A 21,022-nucleotide genomic window follows, 5' to 3' on the forward strand; every position below is an offset into this window, starting at 1 on the left:
GCGATGATATGTACTCTGGCCCTTTTTCTGGGTTTCGGGCTGCTTAGCGGGTGTGCGGGTAACGCGGCGGACAGTGGACGCAGTGGCAGTAAAGTTCAGATTTATGGCACTGTAGACTCCGGTGTTGGCTACCAATCAAAGCGCATATCCCGCGATTGAGACACGCTGAAGAAATTGTTCGCCTTTATGGTTCGAAGATGTGGACAAGCCGGGCAATACAGTGTTAGAATTCTCTTCTTTCTTAAAGGCGGTTAGCTCAGTTGGTTAGAGCGCTACGTTGACATCGTAGAGGTCGCTGGTTCGAATCCAGTACTGCCTACCAGTTTTATCTGTCATTTACCGGTAGAGTGTTTAAGTTTTCTTCAAAGACTTTTTAAGCTTTTTCACCGGCCAGACAATATCATCAAACCCGCAAGCATTTTGCCCTGCGGGTTTTTTATTGCCTGTTAATCTTTCAATTATCTGCCAGTCTGCCCTTCCGGTCTGTCTATCTCTTTATTTGTCCCGCAGGGGCCGCTACAGCCGCCATTGCTCAAAAACCGCATTCCTGTCATCCGGCAATGGCACAATTGTATTTTCAGTTTTTACTCAAGGCGCGGGTGGGCTGCCACTCTGTCGCGCTCAGGGGCGCTGTTCGGCCCATTTGAGTAGCGAGTCCAGGGCAGGGCATAGCGCCTGGCCCCATTCGGTCAGGCCGTATTCCACTTTGGGCGGCACCTCTTGGTGATCGATGCGGCGCACAATGCCGTCGGCCTCCAATTGGCGTAATTGCTGAATCAGCATCTTTTGGGAAATGCCAGGCAGTGTGCGTTCGAGTTCGGAAAAACGCAGTAAACGTCCACCAAAAAGACGAAACAGAATAAGCAGTTTCCAGCGTCCTTCCAGCACGCGAATCGCCTGCTCAACGCCATCGGCCGCTGTATCGGCGGTATACACGGGTCGGGTTATGTTCATGGTTATTTCTTTACGGGTCAATGGTGCTTGCTGTTTAGCACTTACTTTTTAGTGCGTACTTGTTGAATAGTAAGTTTAGTGCCAGTATGTTCAAAAATCAAATTAAAGCTGTCGATTTTTGTTTACCCCTCTTGCATGGAGAACTTGAATGTCTGTCAATTTACCTGAACCGATCCAGGCCTATTTCAATGCCGACAAAGATAACGGCAAGGCGCTAGCCGATTGCTTTACCGAACAAGGTGTCGTTATAGATGAAAAGCAAACGTATAACGGACGCGCTGCCATTGAGCGCTGGCGCGCTGAAGCGACTGCAAAATATGTCTATACGTCCGAGCCTTTTGATGTGATCGAACAGGACCGGCAAATCATCGTCAGTAGTCGTCTGCAAGGCAATTTTCCAGGCAGCCCAATTAATATCCGCTATCGCTTCGTACTTGAAAACAATAAAATCGCCTCGCTGGAGATTGCCCCGTGAGCTTTGACCTGAATATCAAAGGTTGTCGGGCGCTGGTTACCGGCGGTACCGCAGGGGTGGGTGCGGCGGGCAGGCGTCGCTAGACAATGGCGCCTGCAGCTTGAGAAGAACGCGTGCTCAGGCAGGCAGATAACGTGTTCGTTGTCAGGCAAGTCGTTCCTGGCGCAAACGGAAGGAAGTGGTGATGCAATACAAAAATCGTGAACCCGTGATGGCTCATTTGCGTTTTGAGCAATATCGCGAATCCTTGGAAGGCCTCTCGCTGGCAGAGCGGTTCAAGCTGATCGAGAAAATCAACATGTGGGGGGCCGGTGGTTCTGTTTCGGGGCCGGGCTCAGAGCGTCAGGCTACAGAGTCAATTCGCAACCGCCTGCCAGCACTCTTCGATCATCTGGGCGTGCAATCAATCCTGGACGCGCCCTGTGGTGATGCGAACTGGATAAGAGAGATAATAACGGGCATCGCGTATACCGGGATTGATATCGTTCCATCGCTCATCGAACAAAATATCCACCAATGGACAGGCAACGACGCCCATCGATTCACGGTGGCCGATATCACGGTGGATCCTTTGCCGAAAGCCGATTTAATACTTTGTCGTGACTGTCTGGTGCATTTGTCGTTCGCTCATATTGATGCTGCCGTCGCCAATTTCCGGGCTTCGGGTGCCCGATGGCTGCTTACGACTACTTTCCCTCTGATTGAAGAAAATAACGATTGCGAAGATGGCGACTGGCGCGCACTGAACCTGACGCTGCCGCCGTTTTGCTGGCCGCAACCGCAAATGCTCATTGGCGAATCATGTCTGGAGGCCCATGGAACGTGGCGTGACAAAAGCCTCGGCTTATGGCCGCTTGCGGCACCCGTGGCCATGTCTGGACAGTGATAATGTTGCCGGCGCGAGGGCGCCTCAGGTGCCCGGACGGGCCTCTTGTTTTCGTCGGTGGCTGATAATTGTGCCCCTTGCCGGCTCAATGGCTCCTTCAAGCAGCCAGTCAAAGGCAATGGGCCATAGTGAATCAACGAAACGGCTGTGAAAGAACGCAAAGTGCCCGATTGCCTCAAGCCCAATACTGGTTGGTGATATCCGTAGGTGATATCGTTCGCAGCCGCTGTAGTAATCAAGTACCCGGTCCAGTGCAGCCGGTGTGCCAAAGGGGTCGTCACTGACACCCAGTGCCAGCACCGGTGCATTCACTTGCCCAAAGCGTGCTGGCAGCAGGCTGTTTTCGGCGACCGTTTTGCCATATTTGCGACCGATAGACAGTTCAAATCGTGGGCCCATGCCGGCCCAGTCCATGGCCACGCCTTTGGGCGTGTCTTCCATCCAGCCCAGGCGCCTGGCCGGTACAAATCCGAATGCCTTGTTAAGGATCGGCATGGCCACATGCCATTGCAGGAACATACTGGTGCGTGACCGGCGGGCATAGTCGCGCCAGTAGGCGTATTGCGCGCCCATGGTGAAAATGCGCTTGACCAAATGTGCCGATGGCGCCAGTCCGATCAGAAATCCGCCAATCGAATGGCCTACGACGTAGATGGGAGATTGGCCAAATTGGGTGTGGGCATATTGAAGCACTGCTTCAAAATCCGCCTGGCCCCAATCGAGCCATCCTGCAGCGAGGCTGCGCAATGACCCGTATTTGGAATCGCCGATGCCGCGATAGTCATAGGTCAGCACTGTGCAACCGCGGGTGTGCAATGCCTGGGCAAATCTGTCGTAGTATCGACAGCGTACCGATGTGGCGCTATTGATGATGACCACGGGGCCGGGCGAGCTGGTCTGCGCAAGGCGCCACAAGTTCGCCTGCAGCCGGTATCCATCGGTTGTGATAATTTGAATTGCCTGCGACATGGCAAAGGTCCTTCGGCTCAACCGCTATGCGCAACATTCACGATGGAGGCCTGGATCAACGCAACGGTTTTGCCAACGCTGCCGTTGTCATCCAGCTTGCGGACTTCTCCCGTGCAAATGGTCAGCAGTTTACCGGCATTCTGTACTTTCCCGATTGCGATAAAGGCCGGGCCAAGCGCGGGGCGCAACAGATTGATTTTAAATTCGGCAGTCACCACTTCATATCCCGCCGGCGCCATGGTCAGGGCGGCATAACCGCAAGCGCTGTCGACAATGCTGGTGACGGCCCCGGCATGCAAGTAGCCGTGTTGTTGTGACAGATGCGCCGAAAACGGCATTGTGATGTGCACCTCGCCTGCCTGTACCAAGGTCAAGCTGGCACCAAGGGTCTGCATTAATCCCTGTTTGTCGAAGCTGGCTGTTATTCGCTGCTGTATGTTGTTGTCCATGACTTGTCATTAGTGAATTATTAATCAAGACAGATTGTCTCTCCAGTCCGATTATAGGAGAGGATTCGATGGCCAGTGCGGTTGTCTGGCATTGGCGCATCAATGTCGCTGACCGATTGATCAAGGGGCATTCGGCAATGCGATGGCGGTCTGCGGTTTGGGTGTAGGGTTTTTCTACGGGGCTATTGTCTCAGGGTTTTTATTTTTTATGTTTTGTTGGGAGCTGCCACGCGATCACTGGCTTTGGTGCTGGATATGACGATGCTATCCGAAGGCAAGGGGCAAAACATTACAGGTCTGATGTTGTTGACGCTCAGCACAGGATTGCGCTCACGCAGGCAAGGGCAACGCCAACTGTTCAGAGAACGCGGCTAAGGGAGGCAGTTCAGAGGCGGTTTAAGGGCAGTGCAGGATGAGCGGGGCAAAAGAGGGGGAGGCTGAAGACAGAGGCGGTAATAAAAACAGCGAAGACAGCAAGAGGCAGTGATGTCAAGCAAGATACCACACGCAGGTAGCGACACGCAGGTGACAGCGACACAAGGGTTACAGGCGTCTGGCACGGCGATGCCTGGCGGTACTATTCAGAAGGCTGCTTATCTGCCAGCCTTGAAGGCGCGAATCAAATCCCGAACCTGTAGCATGTAACCTTTTGCCACGTTCTTGTTACCACAGGAACGAGCCAGTTTATACTTGGTCACTGCCTTTCGGATCAGGCCGATATGGACCTGTTGGTATGCTGCGTTCATACACATCTCCAAGTGAATTTATACCGATTTTACATTTTTATTACAAGTTGATGCAAACGGTGAAAACCACTATATGTTGCTTAATATCCACAGGTACTTATATGGATACGGGAGCATAAACGCAGGGCAAAAAAAAAGCCAGCTGCAATAGCTGGCGAGTTCACCCAAAAGCAATGAGTTAACGCCATTATAGGGAGAGGGCGCCCAAAGCACAATTTAATAAATGTCAAGTTTGCATCGTTTGGCGCAATAGTGCAGCGAAGGTGCTCAGTAAAGGCAGCTCGAGCAGGGGCAGTCCCGGCAGCATCAGCTAAGCAGCAGCAGTCCCAGCCTTGCCAGTACGTAGAAACCCAGCCCGGCAGCGACGATGCATGCAATGTACGGGGGCGTGCTGAGCCAGGGCCGCCGGCCTACGATAACGCGGCTGGTAAAACCTGCGAGGGACAGGCTATACAGGATGCAGGCAATATGCAGCACCGTAGAGTTTGACAGCGAAAACCCCAGCATGAACAGGGCAGTGCCGATCATGAACGAAGGCAGCGCCACGGCAAAGCTGACTGCACGGTACATGGCTGCGCCATCAATCTCCCATTGCGGGTCCTGTGCGGGCGTGGTATCTGCAGAATCAGTGTTGTGTGGTTTCATGCGAGCGAGCTTTTAGGGCGGTAACGGGACGGATACCTATTTGTTTTATTCAGGAGCCAGAAGATGTTGCATTAGCGCCGTTACATAGGCGGGCAATTGTTCGCTGTTTCGCACGCATAACACCAGGTTGCGGCAGGCCCAGGCGTCAGAAAGTGCAATGATATTCAATTTTAACGCCCGCCGGTGCCGTTTGGCCGCAGCCAGCGGCACGATGGCAATCCCGACTCCATTGCCTACCATTCTGCAGACTGCGTCGATGCTGCGTACCCGCACCCGGTAATGTAGCTGCCTGCCCGCCTGGCGACCGTGCGCCGCAATATGCTCTTGCAAGGCGCTGCCTGCGACCAGGCCGGCAAAGTCCAGATGGCTGATTTGGGCAAGACTGGCCGGGTTCTCAATGGCTTCAGGATACTCGGGCCCGGTGATGACAACAAGTCGGTCTTCGCCTACCGGGAAACTTTGAAGGTCGTGCAGATCAGCCGAATCGGCAACCAGCCCGATATCGGCCATGCCCTGACGGATCAGATCGGCAATATCAGTACTGGTGCGTTCCTCCAGATCAATCGAAATATCGGGGTGACGCTCCAGGAAGCTGCCCAGCAACGCTGGCAAGTGTTCATTGCAGGCCGATGTGTTGCCCAACAGCCTGACATGCCCTTTGATCCCGCTGCTGTACTGCCCAAGGTCGCCGTGCATGCGTTCCATTTGCTGCACAACAACGCTGGCATGATGCAGTAGCGTGCGTCCGGCGGGCGTCAGTTGCACCCCTTTGTGACTGCGGTTGAGCAAAAGCACGCCCAGCGCGTCTTCCATTCCCTTTATGCGCTCACTGGCCGATGCCGTGGTGATGTGGCAGCGGCGCGCAGCTTCGGTGATGGTGCCCGTTTCGTGCACGCTCAGGAACAGGCGAAGGTCGGTTAGGTCAAAGCGCATGTTCGCAGTATAACAGGCTGGTTATGGAAATTCCTTAGTCTGCAATCGAGATTTCCTGATTTTCAGACTGTGGATCGGTCCCTACAATGGGGACGTGTTGCGATTTTATCCCTATGTAGCCGGCAAAGCTTTGGGCAATGGTTGCGAACACTGGTCGGGCATGAGTCTATGTTCTCACTGCCGGTATCAGGTATTTCCTAAGGTGTGCTCCTGCTTGAGCACGCACTCACACTTTTTATGGCGCGCAAATCCATGGTTTTTTTCACTGACTATCTCTCTATCTTCAACGCGAGTGCAGCCTATTCATTCGGCGTGCTGGCGCTGGTGACAATCGTTTTCATACTTGCCGGCGCAGTCAAGGGGGTTGTGGGACTGGGTCTGCCAACCATTTCCATGGCGTTGTTGGCGTTGTTGATGTCGCCAGCCCAGGCCGCAGCATTGCTGGTGATTCCATCGCTGTTGACCAATATCTGGCAAATGCGGCCCTTTGATGTGGTGCCTCAATTATGCCGCAGTATTGGCACAATGCAGATTGGGATATTTGTCGGCACGATTGCGGGTGCCTGGCTGCTGGGGGCGCCGGCCGGACACGCAGCGGGCGTGGCCCTGGGCGTGGCGCTGGTCGCCTATGCATGTTGGGGGCTGACCGGGCGCTCAATTGTTATTTCACCTGCTGCGCGAATCTGGATGGGACCGTTGGTCGGCTTTGTGACGGGATTCATTACCGCGGCAACCGGTGTCTTCGTTGTGCCGGCAGTACCCTATCTGCAGGCGCTGGAACTGTCACGTGATCGCCTGATTCAGGCGATGGGGGTTTCCTTTACTGTATCAACCATTGCTTTGGCCCTGGGACTGTGGCTTAACCACAGTTACGCCCCAGGCGCCGCTGGGCTATCACTACTGATGCTGATCCCCGCGCTGGTGGGTATGTCCTTGGGTCAATTGCTCAGGCAAAGGCTGCCTGTAGGCTTGTTCAAGAAGGTATTCTTTTGCAGTCTGATCGTACTGGGTCTTTATCAAGTGGCTGCCGCTGTCTGATAAGCGCCGGTCTGCGTGGTCCGATCATGGTTCGCGCCATTGTTCTGCAATCGGCATATAATAGGCACAAACAATAAAACGATTGATGTCCTTTTCACGCTAGCCTGTACAAACAGGCCGTCACCTATATGCCACTCCGATATACCCGAACACTGACAGATTCTGTTCGCACACAGAAAGCCGATAAACAGATCGGCACGCTGCTGGCCTTTGTGGCCGGCGCAATCAATGCTGGTGGATTCCTGGCGGTTCATCAATATACCTCGCACATGACCGGTATTGTTTCGACCATGGCCGATCAGTTGATTCTGGGCGCGTACGACCTGGTTCTGGCGGGATTGGCAGCCTTGATCTGTTTTATGTGCGGCAGCGTCTGCACCACCATCATGGTCAATTACGCCAGGGTGCACCATATGCGCAGCGAGTATGCCTTGCCGCTTTTGCTCGAAGCGGTGTTGCTGTTGTGTTTCGGCATGTTGGGGGCCAGGATTGCCCAGATGCACGGTCTGTTTGTGCCAATCACAGTCATGATTCTGTCGTTTCTCATGGGCTTGCAAAACGCCTTGATCACCAAGCTTTCTCGTTCTGTTATCCGCACCACCCATGTGACGGGGATCGTTACCGATATCGGCATTGAGCTGGGCAAGCTGTTCTATTGGAATCGGGGGCGCATGCGAGAAGATAGCCATTTTGTGATGGCGGATCGGGCTCGACTGCGGTTGCATTGCGCACTGCTGGTTGCTTTTTTTGCAGGCGGCACACTGGGGGCCTGGGGGTTCAATCATATTGGCTATATCGCGACGGTGCCGCTGGCTTGCTTGCTGGTACTTATTTCCGGCATACCGGCATTTGACGATGCGCGCGCCTGGCTCACCAACAGGCGGCGCCCGGCCGAGTAAACTGCCTCCCTTGTGGCGTTCATGCCGGGCTGTTGGCCATTGGCCTGTCGCTGGACTTTCTTACCCCCTGGGCTAAACGATCAGCGCCACTCGTATCGATTAGGTTGGCAGCAGTCAGGACCAAGGCACGAGAACGGGACCCAACATTGAGGCCAGGATGGCTTTGCAGATGAAGGGCGCGCATTTGCAACATGGGGCTGGCGTTTACAACACGGCAGGCCATAATGGTGTATAAGTACTGTATAAATTTACAGTGAATAACCTTTACTATGTCCAGCTGCGTTCCTACCACTCCTACTGCAGACAGGCCCTTTGCTTTTGTCGATGTAGAAACCACCGGCGGGTCGGCTTCAACCGATCGTCTGACCGAGATCGCCATTGTGCGCTATGACGGGCACACCGTCAGCACCTGGCAAAGCCTCATCAATCCTGAATGTCGTATCCCGGGCTATATTGAAAGCCTGACAGGGATTACCAGCCAGATGGTGGCCAATGCGCCCACCTTCGCGCAACTGGCAGAGCACATTCAGCAATTGCTTGCCGGCCACATTTTTGTCGCCCATAACGCCCGCTTTGATTACGGATTTATCAAGAATGCCTTTCGGCGGGTAGGGCAGGATTTCAAGGCAAATATGCTATGCACCGTCAAGCTTTCGCGCCGACTCTATCCGCAGCATCGGCGCCATGGGCTCGACTACCTGATTCAGCGGCATGGCCTGATCATGCAGGACAGACACCGCGCCTATGACGATGCCTACGCATTGCTGCAGTTCTGGCAATGCGTCTGCCGAGAACATGACCGTAAAATCGTTGATGACATTGTGCAGGGCCTGATAGCACGGCCTTCGTTGCCGGCGCATATTGACCCGGCCGTGATCGACGACTTGCCCAATAGTTTTGGCGTCTATGTGTTTTATGGCGAAAACGAACTGCCGATATATATCGGTAAAAGCAATCGTTTGCGACAGCGAGTGCTATCGCATTTTGCCAGCGACCATACGGCGCCCAAGGAAATGAAAATTTCCATGCAGATTCGGCGGATCGAGCATATTCGCTGTGCCGGCGAAGTGGATGCGCTGCTGACCGAGTCGCGCTTGATCAAGGAACGCATGCCCACCTTGAATCGCCAGTTGCGCCGACAAAAAGACGTTTTCACCTGGCAACTGATTGAGAAATCTGCCGGCCTGTGGGTTCCTGTCCTCGTGGGCGGGAATGACATTGCGATTGGGCAGGGCCTGCATCTGTACGGTTTGTTCTCATCGGCCCGGGATGCCAAAGAGGCGCTACTGGCTATCATCAAAACCGAAAAACTATGCAAGGCCACGCTGGGCCTGGAAAAAGTACACAACGCCAGCCCGTGTTTTGCACGGCAATTGAAGTCTTGCGCCGGCGCCTGCGTCGGGCAAGAGTCGCTCATTGTCCATTCGGCCCGCTTGATGACCGCCTTGTCCGCGTTAAGACTGCGCGACTGGCCGTTCGAGGGGGCGGCACTGCTGCGCGAAGGCAGTCTTGTTCATGTTATTCATCAGTGGTGTTATTTGGGAACGGCCCGGGACGAAACTGAACTGCAGGCGCTCATAGGCTGTGGCAAAGGTGACTTTTCCCGGGATACCTATCGAATATTGGTCAAGCATCGGGACAAACTGCTGGATGCCAGGGCAGTCAGCCTGGCCTTGGAGTAACGGCAGACCGGCAGGATCTGTTTGACGGTTGGAGAGCAAAGCGCCGTATAATTTTGCGAGCCGGCGCAATGGTGCGTAAGTGTATTCAGAATAAACGTATACATCGGTCAGGCTGTCACAGGCTGCAAATGGGGTTGTCTGCGTCAGGAGCAGAAAATGGAAATTTGGGTGGATGCGGACGCGTGCCCGGTTGTGATCAAAAATATTCTGTTCAGGGCCGCAGTGCGCTGGCAGGTGAAAACGACGCTGGTGGCCAACCAAATGCTCAATGTCCCTCCGTCTGTTTATATTCAGTCACGTCAGGTACCGCGGGGGTTCGATGTTGCTGATGCCTATATCAGCCAGCATGCCAGCGCCGGCGACCTGGTGATCACAGCAGATATCCCGCTGGCTGCCGAAGTGCTGGAAAAGGGGGTTCAGGCATTGAATCCCCGCGGGGAGCTATATTCAACGGAAACCATCCGCGAGCGCCTGGCCATGCGCGACATGATGGAAGAGTTGCGCAGTGCCGGCATCGAGACCGGCGGCCCCCGGTCTTTTGATCAGGCAGACACCCGTGCGTTTGCCGGCCAGCTTGACAAACTGCTGGCGCGTTACGCCAAAGCGTGATTGGCCGCCGGCGCGGTATTGCCCGTTAGCAGATACTGAATGGTGTCGTACACGCTGCGAATCTGCCGGCCAAATGGCAGCGGATCCTTGCCGCGGAAAAACAATCCCTTGCGCACATCGCCGTTGAACGCGTCGGTCAAGCGCTGGTCGATGCAGAATTGACCGATTTTTGAAATCCCGTCCCGCAGCCCGCACACCTGCAGGCAATTCATGCTTTGTACACAGCGGCGCGGATCGGCTTTAGCCGATGCCTGTAGCTTTTGCTCGTTGCGCAGGTATTTCTGTAAATAGGGTGTCATCACCGCCCGCGCCGGGAGCCCGGCGACGGACATGAATTCGACAATATCCTCGTCGCGGGCGCCAGCCAGTATTTGCTTGAAATTGTCATGCGCGTCGCCCTCGCGAGTGACGGCGAAGGCGGTGCCGATCTGTACCGCGGAGGCTCCCCATTGTCGCAGTGCGGTACTGATCTTGCGAACATTTGCCATTCCACCGGCCAGAATGAGCGGAATTTTCTCGCCCTCCAGCCCCAGTTGTCGAAACACCTGTGCGGTTTCTTCCAGCACCCGGGCAAAAGAGAAGCGATCACTGCCCAAATCGTCAATGGTCGTTGCGCCCAAATGGCCGCCGGCGTGATTGGGATGCTCGATCACAATGGCATCGGGCAGGCGGTTTTTCTTCATCCAGCGCTTGAGCACAATCTGTATGCCGCGCGATTCGGACAGAATCGGAATGAGCGCGACCTTGGGATGCTCCCGGGTCAGGTCCGGCAACTCCAGTGGTAGCCCTGCCCCCATGACAATCGCTTGCGCTCCGGATTCGCAGGCCTGCTGTACAAGGGCCGCGTAGTCGCTGACTGCCTTCATCACGTTGACGGCAATCATGCCCTGACCGTTAGCTTGTTTTAAAGCCTTTTTCACCTCCCGGTCCAGGGCGATCCGGTTGAGCCGATCATAGTGTTCCTGACTGGCCAGTGCCCTGGATTGCTCCAGCAGGTCCGGGTGCAGGTGGCGCAGGTCGATGCTGGCGATGGTGCCCATGGCATTTTCACGCGCGACGGCGGCCGACAGGCTGCTGGCCGAAATACCGACGCCCATGCCGCCTTGCACAATTGGCAACAATGTATGATTTTTGATTCGTAGGGGCGCGAAGGAATGCATACGGGTTTCCTGGTTGGATTGAGCACAATGCTGCCTTGCGGGTCTGCGTGATATTGACAGGTGCGACGTGGCGCTTGTGTATATCTCATTGTGCGGGTTCTGGTCTGTTGTCCAGTTGACAAAAATCAATATCAATTGAATTAGACAGCACGCCACAGGACGGCCATGTTCAGTGGAATCGGCAACGTCAGCGCTTGCTGCCTAAGCACATCCAGCAGTCTTTGAAAATACTGAAAAACACCGCTTTGCAATGATTCTTGCCAGAGGTGCAAGTGGCGCGGCGTGCATCTGAAGGCGAAATAAGCCGTTTCTGAAACCGATCGAAATTGACCGGGGTCCGAATCGAAACCCTGCGAAATGCCAGTCATATTTAGTAATAGCAATCACCCGGGCAGCCCATTACTATCGAATCGTGTATTTCATACACATGGTTCCGGCACCACAACGGTATGCCGTTAAGAAAGGAGTATGACTATGGTCTCCATCAAAAAAATGCTTGCTATCGTTCTTGCGTCCCTGTCATTGGGCGCGGCTACGTCTGCGCTGGCAAACGAGCGTCCTTACGAGCGTGGGTATAGCAGCCACCCTTATTCAATGCAGGTTGACCACCGCCATTATGGCGATCGTCATTACCGCAGGGATAACCCACGTTATCGCCACCATGGCTGGCGCAACAAGCCACATTATTACAGTGATCATCGTAGATACGACCGGGGCCATCGCTGGGACCGCCGCTATGACTCACATCGCAGGCATTATCGTTCCCGCGACGTATGGTAATATTCACGTGCAGTCTTTATTTAAATAAATCGTGAGTACATGCAGTGCCCGATTTCAGTTGAATTAAAGATCAGAATACTCAACCGTAAATGCAGTACGGGCCTGCTGTTTGATTATTAATAACCAACAATGTAGCAGGAGAAGCCTATGTTGCACTATGCTGTCGTGTTTTTCATTATTGCCATCATCGCCGCGGTTCTGGGCTTTGGTGGTATTGCGGCCGGCGCCGCATCCATCGCCAAGATCCTGTTCGTTGTCTTTATTGTATTGGCCATTTTGTCGCTGGTATTCGGCGGCAGATTTAAGTAGGGCAGTACTGCGTGCCTGAAACGTTCGTTTTCTTCAAGCGTTCGGTTCAGGCCGTATCCGGTTCGGCGACTATGCTCGTTTGCCTGAAAAGCAATGCTGCGGCAAGGAGCATGACCGCCCCGGTCATCACGAATACCGCTGTAAACCCTGCCTGATTGGTGACCAGTCCTCCGGCCAGCGGTCCCAACACCAGGCCGGCATATTGCGTGGAAGTTGCATATCCGAGTACGCCGCCAGCCGCATCGGCCGGTACATTGTGTCGGATCATGGCTGTAAGCGCCGGCATAATGCCGCAAAGCGTCATTCCCATCAGAAAACGCAAGGCGATAAATTGCCAGTCGGTTTGGGCCAGTCCTTGCAGCAGTAACAGAACAGCGGTCGCGACAAAGCTGGCTATCAGCATTTTAAGGTGACCGTGCGTGTCGCCCCAGCGTCCGGCCCTGGAAGAAAATAGCATGCTGCCGAAGGCCGTGGCGGACATGGCAATGCCTGCCAGCAAGGGAATCTGGTCGGTCAAGGTATGCAGTGACGCCAGATAAAGCGTAATAATGGGCTCTACCGACATATTGGCAAACATCAGCAGGGTGCCGGCCAATAGCATCAGCAACACCAGATTGCGCTGCCGACCCGATTTCCAGAACGAGTAGGGCAGTGCATTTTTTGGCAACGTCGCGCGTGGCTTGTGGGTCTCGCGGATCATGAACACGGTACAGAAAAACGCGATCAGAATAATACCTGCGGCAACAAAAAATGTCAGGCGGATTCCCAGTAACGCGGGCATGATGCCGCCGACCAGCGGCCCCAGCAGGTTACCGGCCAGCGTGCCCGAGGCCAGCATACCCACGGCCCAGCCGGTATGGGCGCGTGGCGTTTGGGTGGCCACCAGAATAGTGGCGCCGGAAGCGTAGCCGCCCAGTAGTCCGACCAGCAGTCGCAGCCAGAACAGCTGCCAGACCGTTTGCGCGCAACCGATAAGGGCAATGCCAATGGCCATGCCAAGGCTGGCGCGAATCAGAATGATTTTCCTGCCATAGCGATCGGCAAACCGGCCCCACACCGGTGCCATCAGGCCCGCGGCCAGAAATGTGATGCTGAAGATCCAGCCCGACCAGCTGACAACCGCCTCGGGATCGGTGACGCCCAGGTTCTGAATATATACCGGTAGGATCGGCAGTATCAGCGTCATCGCCAATATGGTGGTAAAGGAGCCAAAAAGGCAGACATACAGATTCTGTTTCCAGGCAATCTGCTGGACTTCATTGTCGCTGGCGCTGTGTGGGGTAGTCATAAACGGAACTTCGCTAGAGGGGCAACTTGCGAATGGTCCGCTGCCCAAGACTGTCTAAGAGGCGCGACTCGTTGCAAACTGCCCGATGTTGAGCCGGACAGCGATACGAAACGCAGGAGTCTCACTTTAAACACAATTGCGATAATGTGGCTGAAAAATGCCTGAAAAATGCCGAAATTCATGCTCATTTAACCCTTGCTTTCTCGCCGCTGCCACACGATGTGTCTTATTTTTGCGACGGCACCGGGCGATTGAAATGCAGCGACACAAACGCAATGGCTTTTTCTTATACAATCGCCTCACGCTGCAATATCCCTCAGTTTCTTAAGGCTGCGCCATACCTGGTAAGCGGCTGATTATCAAGGACATACTGCACAGATGAATGTGCCCCGATCGCACCTGTTTCAGGGACGGCTGCTAAAGAAGTGCCTGACGACTGCGTTGCTGGTCGCCATTGCGCTCGCGCAGGCTGCGCATGCCGCGCCTGAGCGGGGCGCAACTCTATCGCCATCTGCCGATATTGTGCCCTCACCGCTTCATACGAGCCCTGGTGCATTCGAGTCAACCCCGATAGCACCCACTTCCGATACGCGTGAGCACGTGTTGGCGCCTGTACTCGCAGATCAACCTGCTTCGGGTACCGGTCAGGTCTTGCGCAATGCTCCCATGGGCCGCGGCTTGGCTGCCGGCCGTTCTGTGACTGGAACTGCGTCCGCGGGCGCCCCGGTGTTTTCCCTTCTGGCGGCCAACGCCATTACTGCAGAACCGGTTATGCCCTCAGGTTCAGGGATGCCTGCAGCACCGGGGTCCTCGTTCAAATCTTCTGCGTCACCGGCTCTTGTGCCGCCGATCACATCGCACATTGGCGTCGCACCGGCAGACCGGAATAAAGCACAGACGCAATGTCATGGCAGACGCGACCAGGTTTTCGTGGCGCATGAAGATGATGATCTGCTTTTCATGAACCCCGATATTTTCGACACGATCAGGGCTGGCGGTTGTATCCAGGTTGTCTATCTGACGGCAGGTGAACGAGGTGAAGGTGTGGGATATATGTCTCAGCGTGAAAATGGCGTACGCGCCGCCTATGCCCTGATGGCGGGCGCGGCCAACACCTGGGTGCAATCCCCGCTACTGCTGAACAAGGTGCACATCGCCCAGTATTCATTATGGAAAAATCCGCGCATCTCGCTGGTGTTCCTCAGAATTAAGGACCCGTGGCTGGATAAGGGGTGGGGCGATCTGACACCATTATCCCGGCTGGAAATTCAACCTGAGCAGATGGCCCAGGCGTTGGGTGAGTATTTCGAAACCTACACGCGAGCATCATTGGTCAAGACGCTTTCGGCCCTGATCCTGCGTTTTGAGCCAGGCAAGATCCGTTTGATGGACGACAGCGTGGAAACACCATATAACAAACTGTGCTGGCGCTGCACCGGACATGATCACCCTGATCACATTGCTTCTGCCAGACTGGTCCGCGATGCGATGGCAGTTACAGCGGGCAATTATGAAGCAGTCTCTTACGTTAACTATCCCAATCAGGAGCGCCCGCTGACCCTGACATTGCGGCAATTATCAGAAAAATCGCGGATTTTCAATGTGTACGCGCAATATGACTACCGTTATTGCAACGTACCCCTCAATTGCAGGGAGCCGATAGGACCGGCAGCGCTGTGGGCCGAGCGCATGTACTATTCCAGCCAGTCAAATACAGCTGTGGTCTCGCTGTACACCGAGGCCGCCGGCCTTGGTCTGTTCACACGCGGCGAGTACAGCAACGCAGCAGTGTACTGGAACGGCCGAAAGAAGACCTGGACAGTGTTGGGGGGGCTGGCGTTCACAGGGGTCAAGCCCTTTTTGACGCCCTCGGGCCACCTTGCGGTATTTGCCCGTGACGGACAGGGGCAGCTGTATTTCCGACGCGCCAGCGTGGCCACGCCCGAAAATGACGCTTCCTGGTCTGCATGGTATCGCCTGCCGGTGCTGTTGACCACCCAGCCACAGGTGGTCACGGTCGGCAAGCAGGTCAGGGTGGTGGGCATGGGCGCCGATGGCTACTATTATTATCTGCGCTCCACCGACATGCGTTCATGGCAAAAAAGCCGCTTGCCGGTATTAAAAACGGCGAGCCAGACTTTTGCTTTGTTGCAGCATGGAACGCAGCTCTGGATGCTGGCGCAGACACTGAAGGGCGAATTGTGGATCAGCGTTCATCACGAAAAATCGGGTTGGGGGCCATGGAGCGTGGCCGCCGGCCCGGACAGCCAGGGCGGTCTGACCGCGCTGGTCACCGATAAAAAAATCTTGCTGGCATACTATCGCAACCGTGCCGATGGACATCTTTATCTGGCACAGGGACGGCTGGGCGACGATGCCCGTTCGGCATTGCGCTGGACATCGGTCACCGATCAGGGGCCTGAGTTCCAGGATGCGCCAGCCGTATTGAAAACCCGATCCGGCAGTATGGTGATAGCGACGATGAGTCGCACCGGAAAGTCAATCTGGACTCGGATTGATGATGCGCCAACGCGTATCAAGGGGCCGTTTGCATCGGCACCGACGCTGGTTGACACCGCCGACGGCGTTATGCTGTATGCACGCAAGGCCAGTGATAATCGGTGGATCCAGCAGTACTCGGCCCTGCATCTGGTTGACAAACAGTGGCAGGATAGCGAGCCGGTTATTGCCCCGCCATTTTATGGCGGGCACACCTTTGATGGTTCTACCGATATCCCCGAACAGGAGCAGGCGCAACTGCAGATGCAGCAGCGGCAACCACCACAGCAACGACCACAGCAACCATCACAGCAACCATCACAGCAACAGTGACCCTGCTGACGCCAGACAGAGGCAGCGGTAGTGCGCGGTAACCCAAGTCTGGTGCGGGGCAGGCATGGCAATAATTGGTACAATTCGGTTTTTCACCTACCAATACGGCGCTTGGTGCCGCTAAACCACATGACTGAAGTCGTCCAAAGCTGGGCCGATGCCATCGGGTCCGAAAAGCAAAAGCCTTATTTCATATCGCTGCGCGAGCGTGTTCACCAGGCCCGGGAAAACGGCAATACGATTTACCCATCTGAACACGACACGTTCAATGCCTTTCGGCTAACGCCGCTGGAGCAGGTCAAAGTCGTCATTTTGGGGCAGGATCCCTATCATGGACCAGATCAGGCACACGGCCTGGCATTTTCGGTCAAACCGTCTGTGCGCATTCCGCCGTCACTACTGAATATTTACAAGGAACTCAGAACCGATATTGCCGGATTTACCATGCCCAACCATGGCTATCTTGAAAAATGGGCACAGCAGGGTGTGCTGCTTCTGAATACGGTCCTTACCGTCCAGGCGGGTATGGCACATTCACATGCTGCCTGGGGGTGGGAGACCTTCACCGACCAGGTGATCCGTACGCTCAATGACAAACGCGAACATCTGGTGTTCATGCTTTGGGGCAATCATGCCAAAAAGAAAGGCGAGTTCATAGACAAAAAGCGTCATCTGGTGCTGACAGGCGTTCATCCCTCTCCACTGTCTGCCAGCCGTGGATTTTTTGGCTGCCGGCATTTTTCAAAAGCCAATGACTATCTCCAGGCCCACGGGCAGGCACCGATCGATTGGCAGGTCTAAGAAAATTTGATCGAAATGATGAGATTTTATTGACTTGTATCAAAATGTATTTTCATTAATGCTTTCACAATAGCGCTTATTCTCATTGGAAGGATTAAGCCTATGGTCAGAGGTGGTCTATCTGTTTGTGAATTCCTGGCGCGCTTGCCCATGTTCGAAGGCTTGACGCCGGCTGCAGTCAAGACAATAGCCCTGTCAGTTACGCATCGCTCGTTCCACAAGGGCGCACTCATTCATGACATCATTGAAAAAGGCGCAACCCGCAAAGGGTTTCACATTGTCGTCAACGGCAGTGTCAAGCTGTTGTTTGTAGCCCCCAATGGTGGCGAAAAAGTCATACGTACGCTGGGACCGGGAGATAGTTTCGGAGAAGAGGGCGTCTTTTTGGAGAATATGGAAAATCTGGTGTCGGCGCAGGCCACCAGCAGTCTGTTTTTAGTGCATATTGCAAAGGACGGTATGCTTGCCTTGCTTGAACGCGAGCCGGCATTTGCCATGCGCATGCTCAGCAACATGAGTCGCCGGGTATATGGGTTGCTTAAGGACATTGAATCTTACACGCTCAAATCGGCTACTCAGCGTGTGGTCGACTATTTTCTTGAGCATGCGCAGCTTCAGGACGGCGGGCAGTTCTACTTTGACACGAATAAGGCGTTGGTTGCTTCGCTGCTGAACATCACCCCAGAGCATTTTTCGCGTATCATGCGCGATCTGTGTGTGCGCAACCTTATCACGGTAGAAGGCAGGAACGTTTATATCCCTGATCCGGCCCGGCTGCAGGCCTACGAAACCCTGGGCAGCAGTTAACGTTATGTACCCGCCCGCCAGCGATGTCTCATCACATGTGAGTAATGTGTCTTGGCTACTGTGTCCTGGCAGCAGGATTTTATATGCCCATGCACACAGCCTTTGCCTCGACGTTTAAATCGCCGCTCAGACCTGGGTTTGTCTTGTGAGCTGCGCCTGCGCGCCTTCAGGCAGTCCCACTTCAAAAACATTCAAGGTCATTGATATCAGGGTGTAGTACCCGGCCAGCCCAACCAGGTCCACGACGTTGTCCTGACCCAGCGTGTCGATTGCTTTGTCGTACAGCCGCTGAGGTATCTGACGGGTGGTCACCAGCGTGTGCACAAAATCATGTACAACCTGCTCGTCTTCCTGCGCAAAGGGGATGGGTTGATGATTATTCATCAGCGCGTCAATGGTGTCCTGTGAAATACCCGCTTTGAGCGCGATTGGCTTGTGCGCCCACCACTCAAATTCAGATTGCCACAGCACCGCCATCGTCAAAATAGCCAGTTCAGACAAGCGGGTGCACAGGCTCGAGTCATAGCGGCAGTATTGACCCAGTGCCTGCGCATGTTCGGCCAGACCGGGTCGGTTCAGCCAGATGGCTAGTGGCCCGCGTACCTGACCGCGTGGGCCTGCGGCAATAGCAGCATATACCTGCTTTTGATGGTCGTTCATATTGGCCGGATCCGGCGCTGATAGGCGGGTCATCGCGTTCCTTACTTGATAATGTTGAACATGGTGCGTTTGGTGTTTTTGAAGTGCGGGCGTACCCGGCTGCTCCATTCGGTGCCCCGGACTGTGAGCCATTGCGGTGAACCAAAGGTGTCTTGTGTCTGCAGCAAATAGAGCGCGTGGTAGCGCGGCGCGCCATCAGAGTTGTATAGGCGCATGGCCCTGACGGTGCCTGGTACGGCCGCCAGGCCAGGCATATGTTCTTGCGTATACCAGTCATTGAAGTCGGCCTCGGCGGCGGGGTCAACATCGGTTTCCACAACGTAGTGCCAGGCCGCTGTTTTGTCCCAGGCCTGGCCACGCAGATCCAGCGTCAGTTGCAGCAGGTCTGTGCTCGCATTGGGGTAGTACTGCGCAATGGCAGCTGCCAGTGCACCGGTCGACATGACCTCGCTTGTGATTTTCGTTGACCCTTGCAGCATGGCGCGATCCAGGGCATCTGCAAGATAGATATAAGTCTCGGGCGCGTCAACGGCATGGCACAGGTGGGCACGGTTGTCACTGGCGCCCAGCACGTTACTGAGCAACGCATCGCAGTGCTCTCGGGTTAGCCGAATGCCGGGAATACGGATGACTATGACAGTTGATATAGTCATTCGGCCGCTCCGGTTGCCTGGTTATCATCGAATCGATAAAGCACCTGGGGGTTGTCAACCAGGATTTTCTTGCGCAGTGCGGGATTCTCGCACACGGCGCCGAAGATATTGAGCAACAGGCCATCATCAGGCACCTCGCCTGTGACATTTGGGTGCGGCCAGTCGCTGCCCCATAGCGTACGATCGGGCATGGCGTCGATAATGGCTTTCATGAACACATGGCCTGTCGTATAAGGCGCGGCGCCGCCGGCCAGTCGATCCACTCCTGAAATCTTGACCCAGGCCTGCTGACAGTGACGCAGTTGCAGCAGCGTTTCAAAGGCTTCACTATGTAAGCCTTTATTCGTGTCGATTCGCCCCATATGATCAATCACAAAGGGGACAGGGAGATTTTTAAGGTCCGGCAGCAGGCGCAGCAGTGAAATCTCATCGGCGTGAATACAGATATGCCAGCCCAAATCGGCAATTTTTCCGGCCATGGCCGTCACGTCGTCGATGGTTGCGCCAGCCAGATGCGCAACGAAATTGAAGCGCACGCCTCGAATGCCGGCCTGGTCCAGTTGTTGCAACTGTTCCCGGCTCACGTGTGCCGGCAATAGCGCCACCCCGCGATATTGACCCCGGCTTCGTCCTATGGCGTCTGTGATCGCTGCCATATCATAACCATGGCAGTTGGGCTGGACCAGTACGGCGCGGCCCAGACCCAGATTGGCCTGTTTGGTATTCAGATCGTCAAAGCCAGCATCGGGTGGCGTATAGGAGCGATTGGCATCAAATGGAAAGCGCTCGGCCGGGCCGAAGATATGACAATGGCTGTCGCAGGCATTGACGGGAACATCGAAGGTGATCTTTTCGGTGTGCTTTTTTGCCGGCGCACAGTCAAACATGGGTCGCGTTCCTTGGTGATATTCAAAGGCGGTATTTTAGAGGTGGTATTTCAAGTGGCATATTAGCTCGCTTGCTGCTCATGTTAGTAGGCTGTGGCTGCAAGCGCAATGGGCCGGTTTTGAATTCTGTTATGCATAAAACGTATACACCGGCAGGCAGGGGCGATTGCGCAAGGCGCGGCATATGGAAATGTCGCTGTCGGATTCTGCGAATTGCACCGGTTCCCGCTGCACGGCACACTATCTGCCTCATCAATCAATCGGAGGACAGGTATGCAGGAACGTTTAAAAGCACAACGCGGGCAGGGCATGACCGAGTACATTATTGTTGTTGCCCTGGTGGCTATTTCTGCTATTGCAGTGTTTCAGCTGTTTGGTCAAACGCTGCGTTCGCAGACCGCAGCCATTGCCAGGGAACTGGCCGGCGAAGACGGCTCCGCCGAATCCCAGGCCGCCCGCAGCGCGGCTGAGCGCGCAGCAGGGCAAACGGCAGCCAAATCGCTCAAAAGCTTTACGGGCAATGCAGACGCTGCCGGTGGCGGCTCAACCGGGCAGTAATT

At 54.9% G+C, this 21,022-nt stretch carries 23 protein-coding genes and 1 tRNA gene; 13 read left to right on the forward strand and 11 right to left on the reverse strand.

Translation table 11 applies throughout. The annotated features are described in order from the left end of the window. Positions 1-245: 245 nt before the first annotated feature. Positions 246-322 (forward strand) — tRNA-Val (locus EV681_RS19295). 299 nt (positions 323-621) lie between these two features. Here EV681_RS19295 and EV681_RS19300 read toward each other — a convergent pair. Beyond that, positions 622-954 carry a winged helix-turn-helix transcriptional regulator gene (locus tag EV681_RS19300; RefSeq protein ID WP_128396843.1) on the reverse strand — a complete coding sequence of 111 codons (333 nt, stop codon included), beginning with the start codon at positions 952-954 and terminating at the stop codon, positions 622-624. 148 nt (positions 955-1,102) lie between these two features. Here EV681_RS19300 and EV681_RS19305 point away from each other — a divergent pair, with 148 nt between their 5' ends. After that, complete coding sequence (locus tag EV681_RS19305; RefSeq protein ID WP_130304894.1) at positions 1,103-1,429, forward strand: nuclear transport factor 2 family protein; 327 nt, start codon at positions 1,103-1,105, stop codon at positions 1,427-1,429. A gap of 184 nt (positions 1,430-1,613) precedes the next feature. Further along, positions 1,614-2,315 (forward strand): class I SAM-dependent methyltransferase, encoded by a 702-nt coding sequence (locus EV681_RS19310; RefSeq protein ID WP_128396145.1) that lies wholly within the window; start codon positions 1,614-1,616, stop codon positions 2,313-2,315. 24 nt (positions 2,316-2,339) lie between these two features. On the opposite strand, the gene EV681_RS19315 is transcribed toward EV681_RS19310, so the two are convergent. The 5 genes from EV681_RS19315 to EV681_RS19330 all read right to left on the reverse strand — a co-directional run bounded on the left by EV681_RS19315 (position 2,340) and on the right by EV681_RS19330 (position 6,057). Beyond that, entirely contained in the window at positions 2,340-3,284 is a 945-nt protein-coding gene (locus EV681_RS19315; protein ID WP_130304895.1) for an alpha/beta hydrolase family protein, read from the reverse strand. A gap of 17 nt (positions 3,285-3,301) precedes the next feature. Then, positions 3,302-3,733, reverse strand: a complete 432-nt coding sequence (locus EV681_RS19320) for a PaaI family thioesterase (protein WP_130304896.1) — start codon at positions 3,731-3,733, stop codon at positions 3,302-3,304. 593 nt (positions 3,734-4,326) lie between these two features. After that, a complete protein-coding gene (locus EV681_RS22575; RefSeq protein ID WP_165393145.1) occupies positions 4,327-4,479 on the reverse strand; it encodes a hypothetical protein in 153 nt (50 codons plus the stop codon). Between the two features lie 306 nt (positions 4,480-4,785). After that, complete coding sequence (locus tag EV681_RS19325; protein ID WP_130304897.1) at positions 4,786-5,124, reverse strand: hypothetical protein; 339 nt, start codon at positions 5,122-5,124, stop codon at positions 4,786-4,788. Between the two features lie 45 nt (positions 5,125-5,169). Continuing rightward, positions 5,170-6,057 carry a LysR family transcriptional regulator gene (locus EV681_RS19330; RefSeq protein ID WP_130304898.1) on the reverse strand — a complete coding sequence of 296 codons (888 nt, stop codon included), beginning with the start codon at positions 6,055-6,057 and terminating at the stop codon, positions 5,170-5,172. A 252-nt stretch (positions 6,058-6,309) separates the two neighbouring features. Between EV681_RS19330 and EV681_RS19335 the strand changes: the two genes are divergently transcribed. The 4 genes from EV681_RS19335 (at position 6,310) to EV681_RS19350 (ending at position 10,285) form a co-directional block, all read left to right on the forward strand. Next, positions 6,310-7,095, forward strand: a complete 786-nt coding sequence (locus tag EV681_RS19335; protein ID WP_242612325.1) for a sulfite exporter TauE/SafE family protein — start codon at positions 6,310-6,312, stop codon at positions 7,093-7,095. Between the two features lie 128 nt (positions 7,096-7,223). Next, positions 7,224-7,994, forward strand: coding sequence for a YoaK family protein (locus tag EV681_RS19340; protein WP_130304899.1), 771 nt, complete (start codon positions 7,224-7,226; stop codon positions 7,992-7,994). Positions 7,995-8,263: 269 nt separating this feature from the next. Then, the gene (locus EV681_RS19345; RefSeq protein WP_128396151.1) at positions 8,264-9,676 is read left to right on the forward strand and encodes a 3'-5' exonuclease family protein; all 1,413 of its coding nucleotides are present in this window, start codon (positions 8,264-8,266) and stop codon (positions 9,674-9,676) included. 156 nt (positions 9,677-9,832) lie between these two features. After that, positions 9,833-10,285 (forward strand): YaiI/YqxD family protein, encoded by a 453-nt coding sequence (locus tag EV681_RS19350; RefSeq protein WP_128396152.1) that lies wholly within the window; start codon positions 9,833-9,835, stop codon positions 10,283-10,285. Here the strand turns inward: EV681_RS19350 and EV681_RS19355 are convergent. Continuing rightward, the gene (locus tag EV681_RS19355; protein ID WP_128396153.1) at positions 10,270-11,445 is read right to left on the reverse strand and encodes an NAD(P)H-dependent flavin oxidoreductase; all 1,176 of its coding nucleotides are present in this window, start codon (positions 11,443-11,445) and stop codon (positions 10,270-10,272) included. The genes EV681_RS19350 and EV681_RS19355 overlap by 16 nt on opposite strands. Positions 11,446-11,919: 474 nt before the next feature. Here EV681_RS19355 and EV681_RS19360 point away from each other — a divergent pair, with 474 nt between their 5' ends. Together EV681_RS19360 and EV681_RS19365 are read left to right on the forward strand one after the other, a co-directional pair. Continuing rightward, the gene (locus tag EV681_RS19360) at positions 11,920-12,225 is read left to right on the forward strand and encodes a hypothetical protein (RefSeq protein WP_128396154.1); all 306 of its coding nucleotides are present in this window, start codon (positions 11,920-11,922) and stop codon (positions 12,223-12,225) included. A 147-nt stretch (positions 12,226-12,372) separates the two neighbouring features. After that, complete coding sequence (locus EV681_RS19365) at positions 12,373-12,534, forward strand: DUF1328 domain-containing protein (protein ID WP_024006252.1); 162 nt, start codon at positions 12,373-12,375, stop codon at positions 12,532-12,534. Between the two features lie 46 nt (positions 12,535-12,580). On the opposite strand, the gene EV681_RS19370 is transcribed toward EV681_RS19365, so the two are convergent. Next, positions 12,581-13,822, reverse strand: a complete 1,242-nt coding sequence (locus tag EV681_RS19370) for an MFS transporter (protein WP_130304900.1) — start codon at positions 13,820-13,822, stop codon at positions 12,581-12,583. Between the two features lie 378 nt (positions 13,823-14,200). On the opposite strand from EV681_RS19370, the gene EV681_RS19375 reads away from it, so the two are divergent. From EV681_RS19375 to EV681_RS19385, 3 genes are all read left to right on the forward strand, one after another. Further along, positions 14,201-16,654 carry a PIG-L family deacetylase gene (locus tag EV681_RS19375; RefSeq protein ID WP_130304901.1) on the forward strand — a complete coding sequence of 818 codons (2,454 nt, stop codon included), beginning with the start codon at positions 14,201-14,203 and terminating at the stop codon, positions 16,652-16,654. Between the two features lie 129 nt (positions 16,655-16,783). Next, entirely contained in the window at positions 16,784-17,455 is a 672-nt protein-coding gene (gene ung / locus EV681_RS19380; RefSeq protein WP_128396157.1) for a uracil-DNA glycosylase, read from the forward strand. Between the two features lie 102 nt (positions 17,456-17,557). After that, a complete protein-coding gene (locus EV681_RS19385) occupies positions 17,558-18,262 on the forward strand; it encodes a Crp/Fnr family transcriptional regulator (RefSeq protein ID WP_128396158.1) in 705 nt (234 codons plus the stop codon). Positions 18,263-18,388: 126 nt separating this feature from the next. Here the strand turns inward: EV681_RS19385 and EV681_RS19390 are convergent, their stop codons facing one another. Genes EV681_RS19390 through EV681_RS19400 form a run of 3 tightly spaced genes read right to left on the reverse strand, consistent with a single transcriptional unit; the run spans position 18,389 to position 20,462 of the window. Then, complete coding sequence (locus EV681_RS19390; RefSeq protein WP_128396159.1) at positions 18,389-18,955, reverse strand: carboxymuconolactone decarboxylase family protein; 567 nt, start codon at positions 18,953-18,955, stop codon at positions 18,389-18,391. Positions 18,956-18,963: 8 nt separating this feature from the next. Then, positions 18,964-19,575, reverse strand: a complete 612-nt coding sequence (locus EV681_RS19395; RefSeq protein ID WP_128396160.1) for a DUF4286 family protein — start codon at positions 19,573-19,575, stop codon at positions 18,964-18,966. Next, on the reverse strand, positions 19,572-20,462 hold the full coding sequence (locus EV681_RS19400) for an amidohydrolase family protein (protein ID WP_130304902.1): 891 nt from the start codon (positions 20,460-20,462) through the stop codon (positions 19,572-19,574). The genes EV681_RS19395 and EV681_RS19400 overlap by 4 nt, the downstream gene beginning before the upstream one ends. A 273-nt stretch (positions 20,463-20,735) precedes the next feature. Here EV681_RS19400 and EV681_RS19405 point away from each other — a divergent pair, with 273 nt between their 5' ends. After that, complete coding sequence (locus tag EV681_RS19405) at positions 20,736-21,020, forward strand: Flp family type IVb pilin (RefSeq protein ID WP_128396162.1); 285 nt, start codon at positions 20,736-20,738, stop codon at positions 21,018-21,020. Positions 21,021-21,022: the final 2 nt, after the last annotated feature.

Origin of the sequence: Advenella incenata, assembly GCF_004217095.1 — a bacterium.
GTDB lineage: Bacteria > Pseudomonadota > Gammaproteobacteria > Burkholderiales > Burkholderiaceae_B > Advenella > Advenella incenata.